Annotated in this window: 2 protein-coding genes; both read right to left on the bottom strand. The window is 61.1% G+C overall.

From position 1 onward, the window contains the following. A partial coding sequence (locus KKA81_17370) for an SMP-30/gluconolactonase/LRE family protein (GenBank protein ID MBU2652700.1) occupies positions 1 to 1,747 on the bottom strand: 1,747 nt, incomplete at its 3' end. Between the two features lie 14 nt (positions 1,748 to 1,761). Further along, a partial coding sequence (locus KKA81_17365; protein ID MBU2652699.1) for a substrate-binding domain-containing protein occupies positions 1,762 to 2,148 on the bottom strand: 387 nt, incomplete at its 5' end.

Here is a 2,148-nt window from a genome sequence, read left to right as displayed (position 1 = left end):
TGGTGCCGGCCTTTTCCGTGGCGATCCAATAGCGATATATCTTGCAGCCATAGGTGCTGGCCACCATGAACGAGTTGCCGTCGTGGGCAAGGCACATCCCGTTGGGGAAGTTCAGCCCCCGCATCACGGTCTTGGTCTTGCCGGTTGCGGGGTCATGACAGATCACGCGCCCGTTGCCGCGGCCCTCGAAGCCGTCGAGCGCCCATTCCTCCAGGGCATAGCGGGTGGAGGGATCGCTGAAGTAAATCTTGCCGTCCGGCGCAACGTCCAGGTCGTCGGCCAAAAGAATGCGCGAGTCATCCTTCAGCCTGAACCTGGTCCGATTGGTTTCGTCCGTGACCTTGAAGACCGTGCCGTCGGGCCTGACCCCGTACACCCCCATGCCGGACACGCAGACCAGGATGTTTTCGTCCCGGTCCATCGCCATTCCCAGAGGGCGTCCGCCGGTGCGGGCGAACTCCTCGCCGACCTGGTAATCCGGTGGGCGGAAACGCATGATGTAGCCTCGGCGGTCAACGCCGTAGAGGTTGTCATGGCGGTCCAGGATGATGTCTTCTGGCCCTTCCACCTGGTCCAAGCCCAGGGCCTCGGCATGGAGCAGGCGATCATTTTCGGCGTAGGGGCTGCTGCTGCCCCGCGAGATCGGCGGCGCCTTTTCAAAATCCACCCAACTTGGCGTAACGTAGATTTTCTGCAGCGCCTTGCCCTTGTTCTTGAACCACTTGACGTCGAACCCCACCGCCACCAGCAGGAGGAAGCCGATCACCGCGGTGCCCACCCTGCCGGGCACGCCAATATTGGTAAGGCCGTTGACGACCAGGTAGACGATGACGGCGCCGATGAGCGCGCGGGCCATGGTGCCACGGCCGCCCGCTAGGCTTACGCCTCCCAGCACGGCGCCGGCCAGGGCGTCTATCTCCCAGCCCATTCCCGCGGTGTAGCCCGCGTTGTACTCTCGTGATGCGTAGAGCATGCCGGCCAGCGCCGCGAGCATGCTGGCAATAATGTAAGCGGAAAAGATTGCCTGCTTGTCGTTGATGCCAGCATGCCGCGCCGCCTTACGGCTGGAACCGACGGCCATGATATGCACGCCGGGCCGTAGCCGGGTTAAATAGAAATGGAATGCGATGCCGATGACAACGAGAACAGCCATGTTGGTCGGTATGCCCAGGATGACGCCACTGCCGAAAAAGTCCCACAACATGCCGCCTTCGCCCGCGCTGGCCTGGGCCAACGGGTCGGCGTAGGCGGTGATCAACTTGGCGTAGACTGCGCGGCCGATAATGAGGGTCACCACGGTGGTCAAAAAAGGCCGCGTCTTGGCATAGGCGATCAGCCCGCCGTTGACCGTCCCAAAAAGCGCGCCGAAGAGCAGTACGCAGAGGACAACCAACGGATAAGGCAGGCCGAGGGTCAGCTTCAAGATTATGGAAAGAAAGCAAGACAGCGCGAATACCGACCCAACCGACAAGTCGATGCCGCCGGACATGATGGTCACAGCCATCGCCATCGTCACCAGGCCCATGTTGGCAAAGTTGCTCATTAGGACTTGTTGTTGGGCCAGAGATGCGTAGCCGGGGACAATCAGCAGCGATACGAAGTACACCAAGCACATTAAGATGAAGGGAACGATTGGCTCCATCCACCGCTTCTCAAGTAATTCGCCGAGGAACAACTGAGGGGTGTGCCGGTACCAGAAGCGCATCACCGCTGCATTAAGCCCGATGCCAGAAGCGGCTGAACTCATTGTCACGCCTCCATTTACTTCATTGGTTTCCAGCAGTAGCCGAAGTCGGCCGGGCTAGTGACCCAGTACAGAGCGGTGTAATGGGCAAACTGCCTGCTGCCGGGCTTGACGTCCCGGTTCTGCAGTATCTGCAGAACCGCGGCGACGATGTCCTCGCCCTGGATATCGGCGCGGTAGGACAGCAGCTTGTGGTAGAAGCCCTGCTTCAACTGGTCGCAGTCGGGCATCTGGCCGTCGCTGGCCACCCACACCTTGGCTTTGGAACCCGCGTTCTTCAGGGCCTGGCCCACGCCGGCGGTCTGCGGTCCCCATACGCTATAGACGGCCGCCAGGTCGGGGTGCGACTGAATCACGGTGGAAATGATCTCGCTGCCCTTGTTGGCGTCCCAGTTGCTGGGCTG

Source organism: Bacteroidota bacterium (assembly GCA_018831055.1).
Taxonomy (GTDB): domain Bacteria; phylum Bacteroidota; class Bacteroidia; order Bacteroidales; family B18-G4; genus M55B132.
This window is presented reverse-complemented; position numbering and strand designations above follow the sequence as displayed.